The 23,173-nt window shown below is 42.2% G+C and carries 22 protein-coding genes and 1 other RNA gene; 10 read left to right on the top strand and 13 right to left on the bottom strand.

All coding sequences use genetic code 11. The features are described 5' to 3' along the window. Positions 1 to 37 precede the first annotated feature (37 nt). A complete protein-coding gene (locus ACQZ43_RS15885) occupies positions 38 to 424 on the top strand; it encodes an START-like domain-containing protein (RefSeq protein ID WP_430613679.1) in 387 nt (128 codons plus the stop codon). Between the two features lie 45 nt (positions 425 to 469). Next, the gene (locus tag ACQZ43_RS15880; protein ID WP_430613678.1) at positions 470 to 1,312 is read left to right on the top strand and encodes an aminotransferase class IV; all 843 of its coding nucleotides are present in this window, start codon (positions 470 to 472) and stop codon (positions 1,310 to 1,312) included. Here ACQZ43_RS15880 and ACQZ43_RS15875 read toward each other — a convergent pair. The 5 genes from ACQZ43_RS15875 to ACQZ43_RS15855 form a co-directional block, all read right to left on the bottom strand. Further along, the gene (locus tag ACQZ43_RS15875) at positions 1,309 to 1,872 is read right to left on the bottom strand and encodes a YqgE/AlgH family protein (protein WP_430613677.1); all 564 of its coding nucleotides are present in this window, start codon (positions 1,870 to 1,872) and stop codon (positions 1,309 to 1,311) included. The genes ACQZ43_RS15880 and ACQZ43_RS15875 overlap by 4 nt on opposite strands. 111 nt (positions 1,873 to 1,983) lie before the next feature. Continuing rightward, the gene (locus ACQZ43_RS15870) at positions 1,984 to 2,265 is read right to left on the bottom strand and encodes an HU family DNA-binding protein (RefSeq protein WP_219293381.1); all 282 of its coding nucleotides are present in this window, start codon (positions 2,263 to 2,265) and stop codon (positions 1,984 to 1,986) included. A gap of 167 nt (positions 2,266 to 2,432) precedes the next feature. Then, entirely contained in the window at positions 2,433 to 3,377 is a 945-nt protein-coding gene (gene fmt / locus ACQZ43_RS15865) for a methionyl-tRNA formyltransferase (RefSeq protein ID WP_430613676.1), read from the bottom strand. Next, entirely contained in the window at positions 3,374 to 5,278 is a 1,905-nt protein-coding gene (locus tag ACQZ43_RS15860) for a RecQ family ATP-dependent DNA helicase (RefSeq protein ID WP_430613675.1), read from the bottom strand. Before ACQZ43_RS15860 ends, fmt begins: the two co-directional genes overlap by 4 nt. Before the next feature lie 86 nt (positions 5,279 to 5,364). Then, a complete protein-coding gene (locus tag ACQZ43_RS15855) occupies positions 5,365 to 5,898 on the bottom strand; it encodes an AAA family ATPase (protein WP_430613674.1) in 534 nt (177 codons plus the stop codon). A gap of 118 nt (positions 5,899 to 6,016) precedes the next feature. Here ACQZ43_RS15855 and ACQZ43_RS15850 point away from each other — a divergent pair, with 118 nt between their 5' ends. From ACQZ43_RS15850 to murA, 3 genes are all read left to right on the top strand, one after another. Beyond that, entirely contained in the window at positions 6,017 to 6,301 is a 285-nt protein-coding gene (locus ACQZ43_RS15850) for a DUF493 family protein (protein ID WP_430613673.1), read from the top strand. A 114-nt stretch (positions 6,302 to 6,415) separates the two neighbouring features. Continuing rightward, a complete protein-coding gene (locus tag ACQZ43_RS15845) occupies positions 6,416 to 7,111 on the top strand; it encodes a DUF4290 domain-containing protein (RefSeq protein WP_430613672.1) in 696 nt (231 codons plus the stop codon). A 10-nt stretch (positions 7,112 to 7,121) separates the two neighbouring features. Continuing rightward, positions 7,122 to 8,429 carry a UDP-N-acetylglucosamine 1-carboxyvinyltransferase gene (gene murA / locus ACQZ43_RS15840; RefSeq protein ID WP_430613671.1) on the top strand — a complete coding sequence of 436 codons (1,308 nt, stop codon included), beginning with the start codon at positions 7,122 to 7,124 and terminating at the stop codon, positions 8,427 to 8,429. Positions 8,430 to 8,562: 133 nt separating this feature from the next. On the opposite strand, the gene ACQZ43_RS15835 is transcribed toward murA, so the two are convergent. The 4 genes from ACQZ43_RS15835 to ACQZ43_RS15820 form a co-directional block, all read right to left on the bottom strand. Then, complete coding sequence (locus tag ACQZ43_RS15835) at positions 8,563 to 9,225, bottom strand: porin family protein (RefSeq protein WP_430613670.1); 663 nt, start codon at positions 9,223 to 9,225, stop codon at positions 8,563 to 8,565. Positions 9,226 to 9,729: 504 nt separating this feature from the next. Next, positions 9,730 to 12,219 (bottom strand): DUF5686 and carboxypeptidase regulatory-like domain-containing protein, encoded by a 2,490-nt coding sequence (locus ACQZ43_RS15830; RefSeq protein WP_430613668.1) that lies wholly within the window; start codon positions 12,217 to 12,219, stop codon positions 9,730 to 9,732. 7 nt (positions 12,220 to 12,226) lie between these two features. Further along, positions 12,227 to 12,649: a type II 3-dehydroquinate dehydratase gene (gene aroQ / locus ACQZ43_RS15825; RefSeq protein WP_430613667.1), complete on the bottom strand. Its 423-nt coding sequence runs from the start codon at positions 12,647 to 12,649 to the stop codon at positions 12,227 to 12,229. A gap of 81 nt (positions 12,650 to 12,730) precedes the next feature. Continuing rightward, entirely contained in the window at positions 12,731 to 13,285 is a 555-nt protein-coding gene (locus ACQZ43_RS15820) for a porin family protein (protein ID WP_430613666.1), read from the bottom strand. Positions 13,286 to 13,456: 171 nt separating this feature from the next. On the opposite strand from ACQZ43_RS15820, the gene ACQZ43_RS15815 reads away from it, so the two are divergent. Continuing rightward, positions 13,457 to 14,143, top strand: a complete 687-nt coding sequence (locus ACQZ43_RS15815) for a hypothetical protein (RefSeq protein ID WP_430613664.1) — start codon at positions 13,457 to 13,459, stop codon at positions 14,141 to 14,143. A gap of 112 nt (positions 14,144 to 14,255) precedes the next feature. Further along, positions 14,256 to 15,191, top strand: coding sequence for a site-specific tyrosine recombinase XerD (gene xerD, locus ACQZ43_RS15810; protein ID WP_430613663.1), 936 nt, complete (start codon positions 14,256 to 14,258; stop codon positions 15,189 to 15,191). A 158-nt stretch (positions 15,192 to 15,349) separates the two neighbouring features. On the opposite strand, the gene rny is transcribed toward xerD, so the two are convergent. The 4 genes from rny to ACQZ43_RS15790 form a co-directional block, all read right to left on the bottom strand. Continuing rightward, on the bottom strand, positions 15,350 to 16,912 hold the full coding sequence (gene rny / locus ACQZ43_RS15805) for a ribonuclease Y (protein WP_430613662.1): 1,563 nt from the start codon (positions 16,910 to 16,912) through the stop codon (positions 15,350 to 15,352). Positions 16,913 to 16,962: 50 nt separating this feature from the next. Continuing rightward, positions 16,963 to 17,070, bottom strand: a non-coding RNA gene (gene ssrS / locus ACQZ43_RS15800) — 6S RNA. Between the two features lie 54 nt (positions 17,071 to 17,124). Then, the gene (locus tag ACQZ43_RS15795) at positions 17,125 to 17,418 is read right to left on the bottom strand and encodes a cell division protein ZapA (RefSeq protein ID WP_430613660.1); all 294 of its coding nucleotides are present in this window, start codon (positions 17,416 to 17,418) and stop codon (positions 17,125 to 17,127) included. 12 nt (positions 17,419 to 17,430) lie between these two features. Next, positions 17,431 to 17,721, bottom strand: coding sequence for a hypothetical protein (locus tag ACQZ43_RS15790; RefSeq protein WP_430613659.1), 291 nt, complete (start codon positions 17,719 to 17,721; stop codon positions 17,431 to 17,433). A gap of 183 nt (positions 17,722 to 17,904) precedes the next feature. On the opposite strand from ACQZ43_RS15790, the gene ACQZ43_RS15785 reads away from it, so the two are divergent. From ACQZ43_RS15785 to ACQZ43_RS15775, 3 genes are read left to right on the top strand one after another with little or no spacing between them, the layout of a single operon-like run. Then, positions 17,905 to 19,596, top strand: a complete 1,692-nt coding sequence (locus ACQZ43_RS15785) for a M23 family metallopeptidase (protein WP_430613657.1) — start codon at positions 17,905 to 17,907, stop codon at positions 19,594 to 19,596. 48 nt (positions 19,597 to 19,644) lie between these two features. Continuing rightward, positions 19,645 to 22,068, top strand: coding sequence for a TonB-dependent receptor (locus ACQZ43_RS15780; protein ID WP_430615711.1), 2,424 nt, complete (start codon positions 19,645 to 19,647; stop codon positions 22,066 to 22,068). Between the two features lie 55 nt (positions 22,069 to 22,123). Next, complete coding sequence (locus ACQZ43_RS15775; protein WP_430613656.1) at positions 22,124 to 22,849, top strand: hypothetical protein; 726 nt, start codon at positions 22,124 to 22,126, stop codon at positions 22,847 to 22,849. The last annotated feature ends 324 nt before the right edge of the window (positions 22,850 to 23,173 follow it).

Raw genomic sequence — 23,173 nt, 5'->3', positions numbered from 1 at the left:
TAAAATTGTTTATATTTCCAAAAAAAATTGTACGAATATGAAAATTAAATACGAATTAGAGTTTTCTATAACATCTTCTCCTCAGTTATTGTATCAATATATCTCCGATCCGAGTGGTCTTTCCGAGTGGTTTGCTGATAATGTGAATTCTAGAGGCGAATATTTTACCTTTATTTGGAACGATTCGGAAGAAAAAGCCAAGTTGGTGACCAAAAAGGCAGACGAACGCGTGAAGTTCAGATGGCTGGATGAAGAGGAGAACGACACGGATTACTATTTTGAGATCAAGATTATTCGCGATGAGATTACCAAAGATGTATCCCTGGCTATTACCGACTTTTCCGATGAAGACGAAGTGGAGCAATCCAAGTTGTTGTGGGAGAATCAAATTTCCGATTTAAAGCAGGTTTTGGGGTCGGTTTAACTAATATAAACTTATATTTGTCGAATATTATTAGGAGACAATATCATGATTAATAGTAACGGACAGATTGTATCGCAATCTAATATTACCATAGAAAACAACAGGGCATTCCTTTACGGGGATGCCATTTTTGAAACCATTAAAGTGCTGGATCAAAAAGTGCTTTTTCTCGAAGATCACTACTTTCGGCTGATGGCTTCAATGCGCGTGGTTCGCATGGCGATTCCCATGAATTTTACCATGGAATTTTTTGAAGAGCAGATCTTAGCTGCCACAACCGCCTTAGGCGAAAACGCCGCTTCATTTAGAGTGCGTTTTACCGTGTTTAGAGACGCTGAAGGCTACTACTTACCCCTTTCCAATAAAACGCGCTTTATCGCTGCCGCTACGCCTTTAAAAGACGCGGTGTATCCCTTTAATGAGGGGCCGTATGAAATTGAACTGTACAAGGATTTTTACGTGACCAAACATTTGCTGTCCACTTTGAAAACCAACAACCGCATGATTCAAATAACCGGAAGTATTTTTGCTTCTGAAAACAGTTACGACAACTGCCTGTTGCTAAACGACGAAAAAAATATCGTGGAGGCCTTGAATGCGAATGTCTTTGTGGTTAAGGACAAGGTGGTTAAAACGCCACCTATATCCGACGGCTGTATCAAAGGCGTCATGCGGAAACAACTCATCGAGCTGATCGAGAAAACCGAAGGCTACCAATTGGTGGAAGCCGCTGTATCTCCTTTTGAGTTGCAAAAGGCCGACGAGATTTTCTTGTCGAACTGCATCGTGGGAATACAACCCGTTACCCAATACAGAAAAAAGGCGTTTACCGCGGATTTCAGTCGAGATCTGTTGAAAAAACTCAATGCTAAAATTCGATTTTCTTAATTTAATTCCGGATTTTCAGCGGCATTGGCCCAAATAGCGTATTTGTCATCCAGCTCCAAGAGGTGTTTTCTCCAAAATTCCGGTTGGAGCTGATTGAGGCGATAGGAGGGAAAGGGACGGTTGTCCACGATCCAATAGTCGTCTTCGATTTCGTTGTTGAGCTGGTCGCAGTCCCATCCGCTATAGCCCAGGTAAAAGGCCACGTTGCTGTCGTCGATCAGACCTTGGTTGAGCAGGCTGACCAATTCGTCAAAATCACCACCCCAAAACAAATTTTCCGTAATCGGACTGCTGTCGTGTATCAAGTGCGGCACATTGTGGATAAAGAATACTTTATCCGATTCTACGGGGCCGCCCCTGTAAATTTGCAAGTCGGTTTCTATATAGGGAATCAAATCGCTTATCGCTATGCCCAAGGGCTTGTTGAGTATAAAGCCAACGCTTCCCTTGGAATTGCATTCCGCAAGTAAGATAACCGAACGGGAAAAAAGCCTGTCTCCGGTATTGCTGGTCGGAAACGAAATCAGTATGGAGCCGGTACGGGGGATTTGGGTCTTCATCAAGGCAAATGTTATATTCTAAAGTTACTAAAAAGAAATCGAAATACCGGTATTTGGAGATAAAAAAAAAGCCCCACTGAAAGTAGGGCTTCAAAATTTTTTAAGTAAAAATTATTTTTTTCCGTTTACAGAATTTTCAAGTTCTGAACCTGCCTTGAATTTTACTACTTTTTTGGCAGCAATTTTAATCGTATTTCCCGTTTGTGGATTTCTTCCGTCTCTTGCGGCTCTATCGGATATAGACCAAGATCCAAAACCAACTAAAGAAACTTTATCCCCTTTTTTCAATGTGTTTTCAACATTAGATAAGAAAGACTCTAAAGCTTTTTTTGCAGCTGCTTTAGTGATTCCTGCGTCTTCTGCTATTGCATCAATTAATTCTGTTTTGTTCATAATAATTTTTTTAAAAGGTTAATTTTAACTTATCCTACACAAATTTATACGTATTCCATTACTACGCAAGTATTTTCAAATATTTTATTGCAAATTGTTGATAACTTTTTCTCAATGTTCATAAAAAGGCTTGCGAGATTGAGATTTAATGTAAATATACTAAAGTTTTATTTAACACGAGCATCTAAACTCAATTGTATGCCATTTAATAAATCGGCTGTAAGCATGGGTTTTTTAGCGGGAAACTGCAATTTATTAATCTTTATATACCCCTTGTTCACAGCTACTCGCATTTCTTTTTTGCTGCAGATCAGCTTGCCGTTGGGGTGTGCGTGTTCCTCGATTTCGATTTCGGTTTCCAACACTTTTACCGGCCACTCCTTATCGCCGTCTTCGAAGAAACACCAGGCTGCCGGATATGGACTGAGTCCGCGCACCAAATTGTGAATGCGCTCGATCGATTCTTGCCAGTCGATTTTACAGTTTTCCTTGTTGAGCTTATAGGCGGTTTTGGTCTCTTCTGCGGGCTGCGTTTGAAGATGTACCCGATTGGAGGCAATCAGCGCTAAAGTGGCAGAAACGGCTTCGCTGCCCAAGTGCATCAGGCGGTCGTGGAGTTCGCCGGCAGTTTCATTGGCGGATATGGTGGTTTCCCGTTGTAGTATAATCGCTCCGGTATCGATTTTTTCATCGATAAAAAAAGTAGATACCCCCGTTTTGGTTTCCCCGTTGATGATGGCCCAATTGATAGGGGCGGCACCTCTATAGTCCGGTAAAAGGGAAGCGTGAAGGTTGAAAGTGCCCAAACTCGGCATTTTCCATACCGCTTCGGGCAACATGCGAAAGGCGACCACAATTTGTAAATTGGCCTCTAAAGCCCGGAGTTCCTCCAGGAAAGCTTCCGACTTTAAATTGGTGGGCTGCAATATGGGGATTCCCTTGGATAAGGCGTATTCCTTAACGGCGGAGAGTTTTAGTTTCTGACCCCGACCCGCCGGACGATCTGGAGCGGTGACCACGCCGACAATCTCGTGGTTTTCGGTATATAGGGTATGCAAAATTCCAACGGCAAAGTCCGGAGTTCCCATAAAGACGATTCTCAGTTTGTTCATGATAAATAGGTGTATTTAGTATTTGGGGTAGGTTTTATTTTGTTTTGCTCCAACAACAGATTTAGCGTGTCCAGCAGTAAATCGCTGTCGACATTAAGCTGCTGCTCGAGTTCTTGAGACGACAAATCTCCGCTGCGCAGCAGTTCGGTGATTTTTAGAGCCAAATCGCGCTGCTGTGAAGCGGCTTTTTCTCGCGGTGTTCGCGAAAGGCAGGTAGAACACGATTGGCAATCCGATGCCAGTACTTCGTCAAAGTAGTGAAGCAGTATTTTGTTTTTGCAAACCTCTTTGTTTTCCAAGTAAAATAACATGGATTTAAATTGTTTCTCCTTGGTTTTGTTCTGTTGTTTGAGGTAGTAAAACGTTCTGTTGAGGGTTTTTTCGTCTTCCCGAGCCTCGTTAAAAGTCAGGTTGATGTCGTTGGTGCTGTTTTCAAACAAACAGAGTTCTTTTTTGGTCCAATCCGCGAGGTGTTGAACGATCTTTTCCGTGCTGAGCTCGGTTTTTTTGGCCAGTTCCTCCAAGTTGATCTTCATTTCCTGCTGGTGAATGCCGGGATAATTTCTCAATATACTCAGCAGCAGCTGCTCTTCTTGATCGTTGACCGAAAGGAAATCGAGCAATTCACTGGTGCTGCCCAAGAGCTGCAATTTGGATTGCTGTCCAAAGTCTTGCGAGAGGTTAATCACGCCCTGTCGGTCTAAAAATTGCAGGGCATTATAGGTCTGCTTGGACTGCAGTTGATAGGTCTGGCAAAACCGATTCAGGTTAAAAGCGTGTTGGGTATTAAAGCCATCGCCATAGGCGATTTGAAAGTAATTGTTGAGTTTTTTATACACCAATTTCAGGTATTCCTTGTCGAAAAGCGCCTGGTTAAACAGCTTTTTTGTCGCTTCGATATCGCTGGGTGCGAGCAATATGCTGGCAAAGGCCTTTTGGCCGTTTCGACCCGCACGACCCGCTTCTTGATAATAGCTTTCCAGGTTTTCGGGAAAGTGGTAGTGAACGACGGTTTTGACGTTGCTCTTGTCGATGCCCATTCCAAAGGCATTGGTCGCCACCATGACCAAGGTTTTTTCATCCAGCCATTGTTTTAATCTCTTTTTCTTTTCTGAGGCCGAAATACCGCCGTGAAAAAAGGTTGCCGAAAAGCCGAGTTGGTTTAGCTTGTTGGACAACTCCAGACAATCTTTTCTATTGCGCACGTAAACGATGGAGGGAAATGGGTTTTTTAGCAGGATTTTCTGCAGCGTATGCGCCTTGTTTTCCACTTGATATACCCCGTAAATCAGATTCTCCCGCAGAAAACTCTTTTTGAATACCGCAGGGTTTTTTAACCCCAAATGCGTGCAGATATCCTCTTGTACCAATTCATTGGCCGTTGCGGTGAGTGCGATAAAGGGAATGTTCGGAAAAAAGTCTTTCAAGGCAGCGAGCTTTAAATAGGCCGGACGAAAATCGTGCCCCCATTGAGATACGCAGTGGGCTTCGTCTATGGCAATGCTGTTTAAGGGCAGTTTCTTAATGCGTTCAATCACCCAGTCTTGTTGCAGTCGTTCTGGCGATACGTATAGCAACTTGGTGCCTCCGAATTCGCAATTGTCCAGGGTTGCGATCAGTTCGTCGGTGTGCATACCGCCAATCAGTGCTGCGGCCTTAATGCCTCTGTCGCGTAGGTTTCGAACTTGGTCGTCCATCAGCGCCACTAGGGGAGAGACCACCAAGCACAGTCCGGGTTTAATCAGTGCCGGAATTTGAAAGCAAATACTCTTGCCGCCACCTGTCGGTAAAAGCACAAAGGAATCTCTATTCGCCAAGATCGATTGTATGGCTGCATCTTGGGGTTGGCGAAAGCGGTCGTGTTTCCAGTACTTTTTAAGAATGTCAAGAGCTTGTTGCATACAGAAGTAGACTAGTGGGGATTTTCGTTATAAAAATACTAAAAATAATAAGGGTTGCAAAATTTATAATTGCAACCCTAGTGGTGTTATATCTTGTTCATGATAAAATCGATGCGATCGTCTACCGTAGCTCGAGGTACTTCTATGAGCTGGTAACCATAGCGCTCATAGGTTTCGACCAAGTGGTGGTGAATGAGCTGTGCCTGGTCAAAGTTCTCATAGCGCGCCTGATCACTTTCGTAGATGCTCTCCCAGGGAGGCAGTAAGAAAATGCGGTTGTAGGTGTGTTTTTTACAGGCCAGGTCAAAATCGGTGGGATAGCTGTCGCCGATATAGTGCATATAAGCCAGTACATCGGGGATACCGCGATCGATAAAGACAATTTCGTCGGCCTCCAAGGAGGCGTTTTCAAACTGTTTGATGCGTCCGTCGAGTAGCATTTGACTAAACAACAGCGGCTCGGTCAGAAATAACTGATCGATTCCCTGCTGCTGTGCTTCTAAGGTAACTTCTCTCGAAATTTCGGGATAGCAGATGTATCCCTTCTCGGACAATCCGTTGATAAGGGTTGTTTTTCCCGAGCCGGGACCGCCGATAATTAATATGATTTCTTTACTCACGATTTTGAAAATAAGGAGCAAATTTACGACAAATTGTTTATACGATAAAATTGTTTTTCAATTAGTGATTTTTTATATCTTTAATTATATATGCGTATATTTGCCTAATATAATAACTATGGATACTAATACAGAAGAGTTCTACATAAGGCTGAAAGACGAATTGGAGAAAGATACCAGTTGGCCTTCAGAGTACTTGTTTAAATTTATTGTGCCTTCAAGTTCAGAAAAAATCGCAACTATTGAAGCTTCTTTTGATGGCCAATCGGCAATTATACTAACTAAGGAATCCAGTACAGGTAAGTTTACCAGTGTTTCTATTAGAGTGGTGATGACCAGTCCGCAATTTGTGGTGGATAAATATGTCGAATTGTCTTCGATTGAAGGAATTCTCTCCTTATAAAATCTTAACATTAAATAGATTTCTTGAGCGGTTACTTCGAGCTATATTCTAGACTTTCGAAAGAACTTTTCTTTATATAAAATCTATCAATATTTTCTTAAAAATAATTTTAGAATGAAATTTAACTCTCAAGCTGCCGTAGCCGAATTGGAATACAATGCAGAAAGAAATCATTTGTTGATTCCAGAATACGGACGCCATTTACAGAAATTAATCGACCATGTGGTCAAAATTGAAAGCCGAGAAGAACGCAATAAAGCAGCGCATTACGTGATTGCTATTATGGGGAACTTAAATCCGCATTTGCGCGATGTGCCGGACTTTCAGCACAAGCTATGGGATCAGTTGTTTATGATGTCGGACTTTCGTTTGGACGTCGATTCCCCGTATCCGGTAGCGAGTAAGGAAACGGTTACCACCAAACCGGAACACCTGGATTATCCGCAGAATTTTCCCAAATACCGCTTTTATGGCAACAACATCAAATACATGATAGATGAGGCCAACAAGTGGGACGACGGAGAGATGAAAGACGCCTTGATTATGGTTATTGCCAACCACATGAAAAAGAGTTACCTCAGTTGGAATAAAGACACCGTAAAGGATGAAGTGATTTTTGAACATCTCTTGGAGTTGTCTAAGGGGAAGATCAATTTGCTCAAAACGGCAGAGGAGTTGTCGACAACTTCTGATTTGATTCGCGTCAATAAAAAGCAATCCAATAAAACAGTGCATACCAATACCCCTACAAAACCGAAACCCAAGTTTGTCAAGAGCAACAACCCTGTAAATAAAACCAAAAAAGCTTAAAAACGATCGCATGAGTACATTTGAAATTGAAGGAGGAATCTCTTTACATGGAGAAGTCATACCCCAAGGAGCAAAAAATGAAGCGCTGCAAATTTTATGTGCGGTACTATTAACGCCTGAGAAAGTAGTGATATCCAACATACCGGATATCATCGACATCAATAAACTGATTAGTTTGCTGAAAAAATTAGGAGTAAAAATAGAGTCATTGGCTGCGAATACCATGTCTTTTCAGGCGGATGAATTGAATTTGGTGTATTTGGAATCCGAAGATTTTAAAGAAGAGGGAAAGGCTTTGCGTGGATCGATTATGTTGGTGGGGCCTTTGTTGGCTCGTTTTGGCAAGGGGTTTATTCCAAAGCCAGGAGGGGACAAGATTGGACGTCGCCGTTTGGATACGCATTTTGAGGGTTTTATCAGTTTGGGTGCCAAGTTTCGCTACAACAAAGAAGAACATTTTTATGGGGTAGAGGCCGATGAACTCATCGGGACGTATATGCTGTTGGACGAGGCCTCGGTAACGGGTACGGCCAATATATTGATGGCTGCGGTGATGGCTACGGGAAAAACAACGATTTACAATGCCGCTTGTGAGCCTTATATTCAGCAATTGTGTAAGATGCTGATGCGTATGGGGGCAAAGATTACAGGAGTGGGTTCCAATCTGTTGGAAATCGAAGGTGTTCGCTCTCTAAAGGGATGTACACATGCGATTTTGCCAGACATGATTGAAATCGGTTCTTGGATAGGTCTGGCTGCGATGACCAAAAGCGAAATCACCATTAAGAATGTGGGTTGGGAATATTTGGGCGTGATACCCTCTTCGTTTAGAAAGTTGGGGATTACCCTAGAGCGCAGAGGCGATGATATCTATATACCCGCACATACCGATGGTTACGAAATTCAAAATTTTATAGACGGTTCCATATTGACGGTTTCCGACGCGCCTTGGCCGGGATTGACTCCCGATTTGCTGAGCGTTATTTTGGTGGTAGCCACTCAGGCGAGAGGGGAAATTTTACTGCATCAGAAAATGTTTGAAAGCCGCTTGTTTTTTGTCGATAAACTCATCGATATGGGGGCTAAAATTATATTGTGCGATCCGCACCGCGCAGTGATTATCGGACACGATTTTAAGTCGCAACTCAAGGCGACAAAAATGTCGTCTCCCGATATTAGAGCGGGGATTTCCCTGTTGATAGCAGCGCTGTCTGCCAAGGGAACGAGCGTGATTCAAAACATCGATCAAATCGATCGCGGTTATGAACGCATAGACGAACGACTTCGGGCTTTAGGAGCGCGTATCGAACGGGTATAGTAAAATAATAGTTGCATATAGGCTGTTTCTTTAGGGAGCGGCCTTTTTTTATGCCGGGAGTAGCCGTTCGGAATGGTAAAAAAAAATGCGCACTATAAGTATAGTACGCATTTTTAGGTTTTTTATAAAACGCTTAGAATTTATATCCTACAGATATTTGAATCACGGAGTTTTTATAATCTCCTAATTCTTTCTCTTTAGGTACCTTATTTAGACCTAGATTGTATCTTGCATCGGCAAAAACACCCATTGGAAGTTCATAACCAACACCAAAATTAAGACCAAAATCAACTGAGTTCAATTGACTTTTGATATTTCCGTCCACTTCTAAAGAACTTGAGGTTCCTGGAATTATGTCAGATGAACTAGAACCACTTCCACTCATTTCTCCTTTGATCAAGAAACCGATTTGCGGTCCAGCTTGAACACTCAATCCTTCTATTACATAGTATTTAGCCATGATCGGCACATTGATATAGTCCAGTTTTAATTCGCTTTTCGAATCAAAGTTCCCTCCGATACTTGGAAAACCTGGAATCGATGGCATATTCACAGAGTAACTGCTGCTCGTTTTTGAACCCTGAGTAGAGTATAAAAGCTCGGGTTGTACAGAGAATTTTTCATTGATGAATATCTCTACCAAACCACCTACGTGGAAGCCGGTTTTCATATCGCCATCGGTAACATTTGCAAAGTTAACCCCTGCTTTGGCTCCGATTTTAATGTCTGGAGTTTGTGCGTAAGTAGCACTGGTAAAAGCGGCAAATGCCATTAAAGAAAAGATAGTTTTTTTCATGTTGTAAAAATTTAGTTAAAGTTTATTTTGGAATTCAAATCTAGGTAAATGTTTTTTAAAAAAAAAGCAATATTCTGGATTTGTTTTAATTTTTTTGCTAGATTTTGTTTTTTATTTTGTTAAATATGTCAGTTTTTTGATTTTAATCGTTTTGGCAACGGATGAAAGTTATGTTAAATGTTGTGTTCGCCTTGCAGCTGCTTTCTTTAAAAAAACCTCCAATCGCCGCTATAGCTCGAATTCATTGGAGAAAGGGCGTAGTCTGACCCGGACCCTTCACGCGGCTCATCACTTTCTTGTCCGTATTTCATCTGGAGTAAAAATAATAAATTTTATTTACTAATAAGTGTTAAATAAGGATTTTTTATATGTTAATGTGTAGTAAATAATTGTTTTAAGCAAACAATGTATTGTTTTTGGTGATTTTTTTAAAACAAAGAAAACTTTTTATGATTTTAAGAAAGTATCTAAAGAATTAGTGAGAGCAATACGGGGTGTTTTCGCTTATTTTTGAATCAAGTCTAAGAACTTGATTCCCACCACGATTCCCTGATCTTTAAAACTGCCTTGATAAGCGCGGAAGTAATCAATTCTAAAGAATCTGAAGTTGCCAAAGCCAAAATTATTCAAACCGATGCTCCATTCGTGATAGGGTTTTTCGCCGGGTATATACAATTGATGTGAACCCACTACGATGGAATAACGCAGTTGGTTTAACAACGGAATCTTATTTAATATATATCCCTTGAAATCGTGCTCAATATGGGCTTGAAAATACGATGAATTCGTGCTGTGACTGTAGTAGGGCAAGAGGTTAAATTGGTTGTCGTAAGTCGTGTTGGAGCCTACAAAGCTCTGGTTGGCATTGAAGTGTTTGTAGTCCATAAAGGCCAGTTCATTGCCGTCGAAAAACTTACCGGCATCCAATCCCAGCGATAGTTTCCCGTAATTCAACAACGAGCGGTTGTATTTGGTAGAAGCCGATAAAAAGTCAAAATTGTATTTGGACAAGCTCGACGAAAAGCCCTTTTCGTAGTTTAGAGACAGCATCGGGTAGTCCGAACTCGGGATGTAGATTTTTTTATTGGGGTAGCTGACTACTTTTTTGTCAAATACAATGTCGATACCCAGTTTCATTTTTAAGATGTTGTTTTCGTCAAAACCCGGATTTACAAAATCCGCTCCGTCGATCGGGTTATTGGATTCAAAGACTTTGTCTTTGATAAAAGGGGAGCGTTTCATATTGTTGAAAAGCGGTTTGCGGTTTGCGTATTCCAAGGACCCCGTCATTCTTAAACCGGTAAAGGCGTATTGTTCGTATTCGAATTTGACGAAATCCTTTTGGTAAAATCGCGCGAAGTTCTCTCCAAACCAGGACGAACCGATGGAGTTGATCAGGTTTTTAATCGGCGCTTGGTCTTGTCCAAACTGCTCGACTGTCATCCCGCCCGAAAAATTGATTTTGTTGTAGTCGATCTTGTTGAATAGATGCGAGGCGTAGGCCGAGAATCGGGGTTTGTTTTCCGCGATGCCGTAATTGAGCAATACGCCGACTTCGGTTTTTGCCGCATCATTCGCCTCCTTGCTGTAGGCTACTCCTGTGGTCACATTAAAGCCTTGTACGGCATTAAAGGCGAAAGTAGATAACAGTCCCCGGTACGACCATTTGGTGCTGTTAAACGAGTTTTTATGCTCGTAGCCCTTGATGAGTTTAAACAGCGTAAATCGATTGTTTACGCGGTCGATTGAGTCCAAGTATACTTTAGTACTCTTGGCTTCTAGCAGGCTTTCCTTGTATTCGTAGTTGTGTTTTTCGTCTAGTGTTAAGGGGATGGGCCGTATGGATTCCCAATACTGCGGATCTCTTTTGTTGGAATCTTGGGCGAAGTGTATCAATTCCCGATTGAAGGTGCGATTGGGAAAGGTGTCTACTTCGCGATAGTTGGAATAGACATAGCTGAATTTACTCGAAAAGTCAAAAACGAGAATTTTCCCCTTAAAGTTTAGCGACTGTATGTTTTTTGTCCAGTTGTTTGCGCTTTCGTTAAAGATAAAGCTTTGTTGCAGTTCAAAGGTCTCTACCATGGGGTAGTTGATGCTGCTGCCGCTTATTTTGGCGTCTACGGCGTAAATGGCCCAGGATTGATCAACAATGTATATATAACCGTCTATCACCGGCTCACTCGTTCGTTTGGGGCTGGCCGCAATCTTGTAGATCAAATGGTCGTTGGCGTCTTTAAAACTGCTTTCCAGTATGAAATTGTAATAACTCGAGGCCGTGGGAGACAAGGGCGAAATCAACCGGATTAAAGGGTTGGGGTCGCTTTTGTAAAAATCGAAGTTCACGGTAATCGCCGAGTTAAACGAAAAGCCTTTGTTGTTTCCGCTTACCTTGGAGGCGATGATTTCCTCCTTCATCTGATGGGGCTTTTCAACGGAGATTTTCGATACGGTTTCGGACAGGTAAATCAAGTTGCGCTTGAGGGAATCCGAAACCAATTCCGGATCGATATCCTTTATTTTCTGACCCAAATACTTTTCTCGATCGGTATTGAGGCGAATAAAGCCTTTGGAATAAAAGTCCAAGGTGTGTTTTTTCATGCCGTTGGCATTGGCCGTTCGGTTTTTACTGGCCAATTTCATGATGCGCACCGCCGGGTCGATCAGGGGTTTGCGACTTACCTTAATCTCGGGCAGTTGGCTCTCTTCGGGCATCAACTGTATGTTTACTTTTTGAACTTGTCGGCTAATTGTTACGGTTATCGTTTTGGATTGGAATCCCAAGGATTGAAATACGAGTTGATAAACGCCGTTTTTTGGATTGTGGAGTTCATAGCGTCCCTCTTCATTGGTCGAAGTGCCTATAGTGGTGTCTTCAAAATACACCGAAACCTCGTCTAGGGGACTTCCGTCGATTGAAGTGACCTTTCCTTTTATTTGTGCGTAACTGTATACGGAGAATAAGAAGAGAAATATGGGGAGTATTTTTCTCATATTAAGATTATCGGGGAGTTAGAAATGAGGCGATGGCCAATTGGTAGCCTTGCAGTCCAAAGCCACTTATCACCCCCTTGCAAACGGGGGAAATATAGGAATGCTGTCGAAAGTCCTCACGAGCATGGGTATTGGAAATGTGTACTTCAACAACTGCAGTGCGGATGGCGCTAATCGCATCGGCTAAGGCTATGGAAGTATGGGTATAGGCTGCGGCATTGAAAACTATGCCGTCGTATTCGAATCCGCATTCGTGTAATTTGTTGATCAATTCGCCTTCTACATTGCTTTGAAAGTAAGTGAACGCAATTTGTGGATAGGTTGCTTTTAACTGCTCCAAGTAGACTTCAAAACTCAGTGCGCCGTAAATATGAGGTTCTCTAGTTCCCAGTAAATTTAAATTGGGACCGTTCAGAATTAGTATTCTCATCTTGTGTTTAGGTAATGGGGTTAAAATGCACGACTAATATATTATAATGTTTTTTAATAATCGCGATAGTAGGGGATGTTTTTACAATAAAAACCCTAGGGATATTTGTCCAACGGCATTTTTAACGTTGCTGTCTTCGGCAATTTTAGTCAGTCCAAAGCCATAGCGGGCCTGTATAAAAACGCTTTGAGTTAGCTTTAGACCCAAACCGGCAATGATGGCCGTTTCGTACGAATTGGTATCGCCGGGTTTGAATTCGTTTTTTTTGCTCATCAAAAATGAAAACTGAGGACCCGCCTCTAGGGTAATGCTGCGATTGAGGTTTATTTTGGCCAGTACGGGTATGGCGATATAGCCCAGCTTACTCTTGATCTCTCGCGTGATGTCGCCAACGGTGTTTTGATAATTCGCCCCTACAGTCGAATACAGTAATTCGGGTTGTAAGGCAAGCTTTTCTGTCAGTCGCAATTCGGCGGTCGCGCCAAAGTGAAAACTGGTAATCGCATCGGAGGAAACGCTTTTTCCCGTGAAATTGGCGTAGTTCACGCCTCCTTTAAGTCCAAAGCTTAGGATTTGTGCTGTTGTTCCCCATCCACTAAGTAATATTAGTATAAATAAAACTGTTTTTTTAATCATTTTAACGGTTTTTTAAGAGTATAAATTAATTATATAAGATATTGTTTGATAATATGTTAATGTAAAAATACGGACTTTTGTGTTGCCTAAATGTTATTTTTAAGTAAAAAAATCATTTTTACTCCTGCAAGATAGCTAAATTTGTCTTGTTAATAATTCAAAATAACTATCATGAAAAAAATTGTACTCTCAGTAGCTGCAGTATTCGCATTCGGATTTGCTGCGCAAGCTCAAGAAAAATCAGTTTATGGTTTTAAACAATCAGATGTGTTCTTAGAAGGAAGCTTCGGAATTAAATCAACGACATTTAAACCAGAAGTAGGGGATAAAGTGAATGTAACGTCTTTTAACGTAAACCCGAAAATCGGTTATATGTTGAGTGATAAAGTAGCTGTAGGGGTTTCTGCAGCCTTTGGTAAAAACAGTACTTTAGACGAAGTTTTTGAGGATAGATACGGATTGAACAGCGATTTCTTTGCTGGAGATCACGTGAAAAACACTTATGCTGGCGTTTTTGGTCGTTATAACTTCTTGCAATTGGGTAACCGTTTTACAACGTATACTGAAGTGGGAATTGGCTTTAACCAATTCAAGGGGAATACCATGGAAAATTCAATGACACCTTCATATTCAGCAGAGATTTCTGGTGTTAAAGCTGGTTTGACTCTTGGATTTAATTACTTTGTAACGCCTAGTATTGCTTTGTCTTTTAATTTAGGTGATGTGTTTGCTTATGAGTCTTACAACTTAAAAGTAGACGGTTCTAAAGAAGCGACAATTAGCAATACCGAATCCAACTTAAACGTGTTCAATAACTTCTTTGACAACGCTAAATTTGGTATGACTTACAAATTCTAATCACAGAATGGATAAATTGCCTTAAAAGGCCCTCCTGTCGGAGGGTCTTTTTTTTGTTTAAGTGTTTTTTTTAGTTGAAATTTACAGGGGTTTAACCTTCTAAACAAAAGCCATGTTCGTGCAACAACAGCAAGTAGTATCCTGGGATTCTTACCTCGCGCTTTACAAGAGGTATTTAAAGCTCGAGCGCGGTTTGTCGGAAAATACCTTAGTCAGTTATGAGTTAGACGTTTTAAAGCTGTTTCGCTATTTGCGGGACAACGATATGACGTTGTCCATTACGGCGGTGGATGAAGCGGATATACAGCAATTCTTATATGCGATTTCCGCTTGGATTGCACCCACTACGCAATCGCGAATCATTTCGGGACTCAAGGGGTTTTTTGGTTTTTTGGTGTTGGAAAAATACATCGAACAGTCGCCTATGGATTTGGTCGAGATTCCCAAGTTGGGAAGGAGTTTGCCCGAGGTTTTATCTACCGAGGAAATCGACCTTTTGGTTGCGCAAATCGACGGGAATTCAAAGGAGGGCTATCGCAATCGGACCATAGTGGAAACCCTATACAGCTGTGGATTGCGGGTGTCGGAATTGGTGCAGTTACGCCTGTCTGATTTGTTTTTTGACGAGGGATTTATTCGCATTATCGGCAAGGGAGCCAAACACCGCTTGGTGCCTATAGGTGCGGGAACCATGGCCTATATACAGCAGTATATAGCCGAAATTCGCAGTGGACAAACGGTTTCAAAAGCCTCGTCGGACATCGTCTTTCTCAATAGGCGTGGCGCTCAGCTAACCCGAGCGATGATATTTACCATCGTCAAGAGATTGGCCTTAAAGGCCGGATTGAGCAAAAATGTCAGTCCGCATACCTTTCGTCATTCCTTTGCTACCCATCTGTTGGAGAATGGAGCCGATATACGGGCCATTCAGCTGATGTTGGGGCATGAGTCTATCACGACTACCGAAATCTATACACACGTCAACCGCGCGCATCTGCGCAAGGTTATGGACGATTTCCATCCTCGAAACACTAGCGTCCTAGACTGATCGTGTAGTAGCGCGCATTATTCATTGATCCGGGCTCGTCTCTATGGTGCCTTGGTGTTTTTAGCTTTCTTGTACGCGCTGTTTTGCAGCCGTGTAGTACGCTGAAAAACCGTTGGCAATACGGCATAAAAAAAGCCCCATTTTCATGAGGCTTTCGTTTATTTGGCGATATTGACGGCTCGAGTTTCTCGAATAACCGTTATCTTAACCTGACCGGGATAGGTCATTTCTGTCTGAATTTTCTGAGAGATATCGAAGGATAGCGTAGAAGCCATTTCGTCCGATACTTTTTCGCTTTCCACGATAACGCGCAATTCGCGTCCCGCTTGAATGGCGTAGGCATTTTTAACACCGTTGAACTCCTGTGCGATACCTTCCAAATCCTTTAATCTTTGGATGTATGAATCCAACACCTGACGTCTGGCTCCTGGTCGAGCTCCTGAAATAGCATCACATACTTGGATGATAGGAGAGATGAGGGAAGTCATTTCAATTTCGTCGTGGTGGGCACCAATAGCGTTGCAAACCTCTTCTTTTTCGCCGAATTTCTCCGCCCATTGCATTCCCAAAATCGCGTGAGGCAATTCGCTTTCGGTTTCTGGAACCTTACCGATATCGTGTAAAAGACCGGCTCTTTTGGCCAACTTCACGTTTAGTCCTAATTCTGCAGCCATCAATCCACAAAGCTTAGCCACCTCTCTCGAGTGTTGTAGCAAGTTTTGTCCGTAGGAAGAGCGGTACTTCATACGGCCGATGATTTTAATCAATTCCGGATGTAAACCGTGTATCCCTAAGTCGATCACGGTGCGTTTTCCGATCTCGATGATTTCCTCGTCGATTTGCTTGGCTGTTTTTGCCACGACCTCTTCGATACGAGCCGGGTGAATACGTCCGTCGGTAACGAGTCGGTGTAGTGATAATCTGGCGATTTCCCTTCTAACGGGGTCAAAACACGAGAGAATAATAGCTTCTGGGGTGTCGTCAACAATGATTTCTACTCCTGTAGCGGCTTCGATAGCGCGAATGTTTCGCCCCTCTCTACCGATAATACGTCCTTTGACATCGTCGGATTCAATGTTGAATACCGATACACAGTTTTCTACCGCCTCTTCTGTACCTACACGTTGAATGGTGTTGATAATGATTTTTTTGGCTTCTTGCTGTGCGGTCATTTTAGCCTCTTCAATGGTGTCTTGTATAAAGGACATCGCATTGGCTTTGGCTTCGTTTTTCAGGCTTTCGATGATTTGGTTTTTGGCCTCATCGGCAGAAAGACCCGATATGATTTCCAATTGCTCTACTTGACTTTTGTGTAGTCTTTCCACATCTTCGTGTTTCTTTTCTACGATTTCAAGCTTGGTTTCGTACTCCTTTATTTTTTTATCTCCTTCTTCGTTTGATTTTTTAGCCTTGGCCAACTCACTCGAAATTTGAGATTCCTTATCTCTAGTTCTCTTTTCGGCCTCTGCAATTTTCTTGTCTCTCGACAAAATTACTTGCTCGTGCTCTGCTTTAAGCTCGATAAACTTCTCTTTGGCTTGCAGCATTTTTTCTTTCTTCAAACTCTCCCCATCGGCTCGGGCATCTTTTAAAAGCGTTTTCGCCTCGTTTTTCGCATTCTTTAAAATGGAAGATGCATTGTTTTTTTCTAGGTACTTTGCTATGGCAAAGCCGACTACTATTCCTAGTATTAATCCCCCGATAATTAATATTGTATCCATATTTGTTTGTGTAATTATAAAAAAAAAGCCCACATTAGGGGTGGTTGTATAAACTCGTAATATGACAAGTTTTGAGCTATCTTGCTGTTCAAGGATCTGCGCGAGGCAGCGTGCTTTAGAAGCAATGATTCACTCATTTTAATTTGTTAGCGTTGAGTTTATCAAACAGGTACTAATGTGGGCAGTATCTTAGTTTTATGTTAAAGAACGTGTTATTTTAATAGGATCTTATCCAATCTTTCATTCATTTGTTGTAAGCGATCAATAGCTTGTGTATAGTTGTCAGAAACATCGATTTTCTTCTGCTCTGTCTGTGCGGCAAATTGTAAGGCGCACATGGCCAAAACATCTTGTTTGTCGCGAACTGCGTAATTCTCTTCAAACTGATGAATCATCGTTTCAATCTTTTTTGAGGCCGTCCGTAGTCCTTCTTCTTGCGAATAATCAACCGTTAGTGGATATATCCGATCGGCAATAGAAACTTTGATTTTTAATTTCTGATCCATAATCACTCTTTATTATTCAGAGAGCTGTGCTATACAATTGTCTATTTCTCGTATTAATGAATTTATCTTGAGTTTCGTATCTCTTTTGTTTTCGTCATTGCCCAGTAATGAATTGGCTAATTTTAGGGAATCATACCGCGTTTCTATACCGTGATATGCCTCGTCTAAATTTTTAATTTTCTCCCTTGATTGATTCAGTTCGCGCAGCAGTGTTGCATTCTCAACTTCCAAAGCATCAAGCTTTTGTACCAGTCTCGTAAACTTACTTTCTAGAGAATCTATGATTTCATTAAGTTCACTCATTGTACTATTCTTCATTACATGATTGCACAAAGTTAATATTACTATCTCTAAATAAAAAAAAAATAGGATAAAAAATTGAAAATTCTTTATTGTTAAATAATTTACAGATATTTAAGCTAAGTTTATTTTTTCCTAAACAGTTTATTAGGCATTAGTTATTTTTATAATTTAGCACAAATTGCAATGATGAGACCATTTCTATTAGTACTACTCGCTTCTTCTTGGTGTTTTGCCCAGAATTATCCCAAGGATTATTTTTCCAGCCCTTTAAAGATCGACTTAATTCCCTCCGGTACCTTTGGTGAATTGCGAAACAATCACTTTCACGCCGGATTGGACATCCGTACCCAGCAGCGCATCGGCCTGCCGATATATGCGCCTGCCGATGGCACGGTATCGCGTATTAAAGTATCGACCTTTGGTTATGGAAAAGCCTTATATATCAATCACCCGGGCGGCTACACTACAGTATATGGACATTTGAATGCGTACAATCAGCCCATAGGCGATTTTGTGCGCAACCAGCAATACGCCGCCAAGAAATTCGAGATTGAATTGTTTCCCAGGGCGGGGGAGCTGCGGGTTAAAAAGGGTGAACTCATCGGCTTTACCGGAAATACCGGGGGTTCGGGCGGTCCGCATTTGCACTATGAATTTCGCGACACCAAAACCGAAAAAATTATTAACCCGTTGCACTTCGGTCCCCGTGATATGGTCAAGGATTCTCAGTCGCCTATAGTCAATGGACTGCTGGTATATCCCATAGGAGACCAAGCGGTGGTCAATCAATCGCAAAAGCCGGTAGCGCTGACTTTAACCAAGCAGCAGGACGGTTCGTTTTTGACGAATGCCGTGCGGGGAGTGGGAAATATCGGCTTTGCGGTCAATGCCTACGACAAATCCGACATCAACAGCGGCAACAACGGCATCTATGCGATGGAAACTTTTTTAAACGGCGCAGCGTTTTACAGCTATCAATTTGATACTTTTGCCTTTGATGAATCGAGATTTGTCAATGCCCTCATCGACTATGAGCGCTATATCAAGACCAAGCAGCGCTTTCAAAAACTGTTTTTCAGCAAGCCTTATGGTTTGTCTTTGATTCGTGCTGCTAATAAGGGCAATGGACAACTGTCACTCGCGGCGGCTGGATCTTGGAGTTATAGAATTGAAATTTCGGATTTCAACAAGAATAAAACGATTATTCACGTGCCTATAGATTATGCGGAAGAAGCGGTAGTTGTAAAAGAGACGCGGGAAAAGACCGACTTGTTTATTCAAGCCGAGCGCGATTATATCTTTGAACGCGAAAACGTGGTGGTGGAGTTTCCGGCAAATGTTTTTTACGACGATTTTTATTTAAAACTCGCCGTAAAGGATCAGGTGTTACAGCTGCACGACGAGACCGTTGCGCTACACAAGAATATCACGATTAAGTTTGACCTGACGAACGCCAAGGGGATCAATTTGGAAAAAGCGTTTATCGGACGTGTTTCAAACGGGAAAAAAGAGTATTTTACCACCCAGAAAAAAAACGGTGTTTTTTCGATCAGAACACGCGATTTTGGACAGTATCAAATCTTTGAAGACGCGGTGGCTCCGCAAATTACCAAACCCAATTTTGTGACGGGTGCCGAATTGGATCGAACCAAAAAACTGGTTTTTTCCGTGAGCGACGCCTTGTCTGGAATGGGTCAGATAGAAGCCTTTATCAACGATAAATGGGTGCTGATGGATTACGATTACAAGACCAATCTGATCGAGCACGCCTTAAGTGATGGAGTTGCGACCACGGGTAAAAACGATATTAAAATCATAGCGACGGACCGAATGGGGAATACCGCCACATTTGAAAGTTACTTTTTTATAAAATAAAAAATTAGACTCTTGAAAAAAATTAAAGCGCTTTCAATCGCCCTGTGTATGTTGTTTTGTATGGCAACCTATGCACAACAAGCTCGAATCAAAGGACTTGTTCTCAACGAAAATCAATTGCCCGTCGTCGGGGTTACCATAGTAGCTGCCGGTATACAAGTGACGACCAATGAAAACGGCTTTTATGTCTTTGCCATAGAAGCGGAACAGGACTATCAATTGCACTTTACCCATATCGGTTATAAAAATGCCTGGGTGTCGATGCGCTTAAAGCCCAATGAAGATCACGAACTCAATTTGATCTTGATTCGCGATACCCAGTCCCTAGACGAAATCGTCATTAAAAACCCCACCGATCGGGTGTTGGGGGCCACGGTTATTTCGCCGGTATTGCTGCGTCGAATTCCGGGGGCTAATGCCGGAATTGAAAACATATTAAAAACCCTACCCGGAGTGTATTCCAATAACGAATTGAGCACCCAATACGCGGTTCGCGGCGGTAATTACGACGAGAATTTGGTTTATGTCAACGAAATTGAAGTGTATAAACCGTTTTTAATTCGATCGGGTCAACAAGAGGGCTTGAGTTTTACCAATACCGATATGGTGGATAAGGTTCATTTTTCCGCAGGGGGATTTCAAGCGAAATACGGCGATAAACTCTCTTCTGTGTTGGATATTACCTACCGCAACCCCACGGTTTTTAAAGCTGCGGTGGAGGCGAGTTTTTTAGGGGGCTCGGTCACGGTAGATTGGGTTTCAAAAAATCAGAAGTGGAATACGATTTCCGGAGTGCGCTATAGAAACAACAAGCTCTTGGTCAATAGCCAGGAAACCGAAACGAATTTTAGCCCGACCTTTGTCGATTTTCAAACCTTGGTCAATTTCAATGTGTCCACCAAGTGGCAGTGGAGTTTTTTGGGAAACATCTCTCAGAACAAATACCACTACGAACCCTTGTCGCGACAAACGAATTTCGGTACCATCGACAATCCGACGGCCTTGTTGGTCAATTATCAAGGGCAGGAGAAAGACGAGTATTTAACGCTTTTCGGCGCTTTAAAAGCCGTTTACCAGTGGAATGATTATACCAAGTTAAAATTTATCGCCACGACCTACCACACTCAGGAGAAAGAGCATTTTGACATATTGGCTTCTTACCGCCTGGGCGAAGTCGATACCAATATGGGATCCGAAAACTTTGGAGGGGTCACCTATAGTCGGGGTGTGGGATCGCAGTTAAACCACGCTAGAAACGATTATGATGCGCTTATTTTCAATGCGGAGGTCAAGGGGTTTCACGACAAAGACCAACAGCAGTTGGAATGGGGTGTGAAATTTACGAGAGAGGATATTAGAGACCGTTTAGCGGAGTGGGAAGTGATTGATTCGGCGGGCTTTTCCCTGCCAGCGCCGCTGATCGATTTGAGAAATGAACAACCGTACCAACCGTATTATGGGCCTTTGGAGCCTTACCAAAACGTGTATGCGCGCAACGATTTGACCATTGATCGGCTTTCGGCTTATGTGCAGTGGAGTTACCGCATGGATATAGGCGAAACCGAATTGTGGATGAACGCCGGTGTCCGCGGCCATTGGTGGCAAGCGGATAACGGACTAGAGCAGTCGAACTCCAAGATGATTGTCAGTCCTCGCGCCCAGGTTTCTGTCAAGCCCAATTGGAATGCGGATATGGTTTTTCGCCTGTCTGGAGGCTGGTATGCACAGCCGCCATCATACCGCGAAATGCGCGCTATGGACGGAACGCTCAACCTAAACCTGGAGGCTCAAAAAGCGATTCACTTGGTCGTGGGTAACGACTTTAGTTTTGTGCTGGGGCAGCGTCCTTTTAAATTGACTACCGAGGTGTATTATAAAAACCTGACCGATGTCAATACCTATACTTTGGAAAACGTGCGCATTCGATATCACGCAGACAACGAGGCAAAGGCCTTTGTCTATGGAGCAGATGTGCGTTTAAATGGCGAAATTGTACCGGGTACCGAGTCGTGGTTGAGTTTTGGTTACCTCAAAACCGAAGAGAATTACCGAGATCAGGGGTATATTGCCCGGCCTACCGATCAGCGACTGAAGTTTGGATTGTTGTTTCAGGATTATATGCCACAGATTCCCAATCTAAAAATGTATTTGAATTTGGTGTACAACACTGGATTGCCGGGGGGATCGCCCTCTTACGCGGATGCGTATCAATACCAAACCCGCTTAAAGGACTACCGCCGAGCGGATGCCGGTTTTTCTTATGTGTTTAAAGATGCTAAAATTGGCCTCGACAAAAGCTGGTTGACGCCCTTTGAAGAGCTCACTCTGGGGTTTGAAATCTACAATTTGTTCGACAACCAAAATGCGATAACCAATACTTGGGTGCGGGATGTGTATTCAAAAGTGCAGTACGGAATTCCAAATTATATGACCACAAGGACGTTTAATCTTAAAGTTAATATGCGCCTGTAATTTTTTTGAAAGCTAGCGTAATTATTTTTATATTTGATAGGATAAAAAGGAAGTGATGAAAAAGTTAAAAGGTATAGCGGTAATCTTGGTTTTGATGGGTTTTGTTTCTTGTAAAAAAGATGCGGATCAACCAAAAGTGATTTATGAAGAGAAAAAGGTATCTGTGCGAGAACCTCAAAAAATAGACAGTACTCAAATTAAGATTGCGGATTTGCCTATATTGATGGAGGGAACTAAATATTTGATTCATCCCATTGGCGATGTACGGGTTTACGACGTTAGCTCAAAATACGGTTCGACCAAAGTCAATCAGGTTTCCTATGCGATTTCCAATTACAACCGGTACGAACTCACGGGATATTTTCAAAACCTGATGTTTCAGCACATGGATTCCACGCATTTGCGTCCGCTTACCGATCAGGTTATTCAGATACAAACCGTAACTTTTCTGAGCACCATAGCCGAAAAGACCAAAAAGAAAGTCCTCGTTTACACCATAGTGGATCAGGATACCAATCGCGATGGTAAAATCGATTCCAACGACATTAAGTCTTTGTATATCAGTTTAAACAACGGGACTAAATTCACCAAGCTCTCCGAAGATTTGCACGAACTCTTGGATTGGAGTGTGATTGATTCCCAAAGTCGCTTGTATTTTAGAACCATAGAGGATATCAATAAAAATGGCGCTTTTGACAATAAGGATGCCGTGAATTATTTCTTTGTCGATTTGAATACCGACGCTTGGAAAATAGAATCGTACAACCCCATGGGGCATTAATAGCTTATTCGCTAGTTTCCCCAAGGCACTTTAATTTCCAGAATGCGTTCCATTTCCGAATTAGATAGGTATTGATCTCGAATCTTCTGCAATCCAAGGCGAATCCGCGCATCAGTGCATTGACGCATCCGCTTTTCGCTCGTTTTCGTTAGGTATGGCGGGTTTTAAATTTAATAAGTACTAATTTCGCATCCTCCGAACCCAAGGCGCATCAGCGCATCAACGAATGGACGCATCCGCTTTTAACTATTTTCCACAAGGCATTTCAATTTCCGAATTAAAAAAGTACAACTCTCACATCCTCCGCATCCAAGGCGAATCAAC

The organism is Flavobacterium sp. JP2137, from assembly GCF_050562195.1.
Lineage (GTDB): Bacteria > Bacteroidota > Bacteroidia > Flavobacteriales > Flavobacteriaceae > Flavobacterium.
Note: the sequence above shows the minus strand (reverse complement) of the source record. Positions and strands in the feature narration are given on the sequence as shown.